This window comes from Oleiphilus sp. HI0117 (assembly GCF_001635235.1).
Genome location: NZ_LWGA01000244.1, coordinates 1 through 729 on the forward strand (window position 1 = coordinate 1; position 729 = coordinate 729).

General features: G+C 46.2%; 1 protein-coding gene. It reads right to left on the reverse strand.

What is annotated here, in order from left to right; all coding sequences use genetic code 11:
- Positions 1 to 451: alcohol dehydrogenase catalytic domain-containing protein (locus A3757_RS03075; protein WP_156506140.1), on the reverse strand; the 451-nt coding region annotated here is incomplete at its 3' end.
- Positions 452 to 729 lie beyond the last annotated feature (278 nt).

The following is a 729-nucleotide window of genomic DNA, read 5'->3' on the forward strand; positions in this document are numbered from 1 at the left end:
CGACATTTTCACCCGGTTTGAGGCCTCCCGCTTCAATCAAGCCTCCCCAGGCAGTGAAGTAGGCCATCCAGATTGCGCCACAGTGTTCATCGGGTACCGAGTCAGGGCTCGGTATGAGCGATGCTTCGTTATAGGCTCCATATTCTGCCAGTGTGCCTTGTGAATGAACATCAAAGCTCATTGGGCATAGGGCCACTTTGTCACCTAGCTTAAAGTTACTTTTACCGTCAGCTGGTAATGCGTCAACAATCCCGGCGGCTTCGAAGCCTAACCTGCTTCCTGGGTTTGGCTTGATAAAGTAGCGGTTTTGACAGAATAGAAGGTCGCCTCGATTCAAACCAATGGAGCGTATTCTTACTCCTACCTGGCCTGGTAACGGGGCTGGTTGATCTTGTTCTATCAGTTCAAGGCTATCCAGGTTTGGTGGAGAGCTTATGCTTAGGGCTTTCATAGTTTGGCTGTTCACGCTAGAAGGGTCGTTAATTTGGTGCAATATTGAAGCTGATGTTGCTCAAAAAAGCTATAGGTTTTTAAAAGACATAAGCAGCTGAAATCACACCTGTAAGAAATAATTCACTAAACTAACACGCCGCCTTAAGAATGTTTGTTCAAACTGGGTTTACAGTAAAAGAATCTTAAGGGGAGTAGCAAGATGCTTGAAGCCGTTTATCAATCGAAGAAAATTTCCAAGGAGCAGCTTTCCGGGCAGATGCTTGGCGTATCAAACCT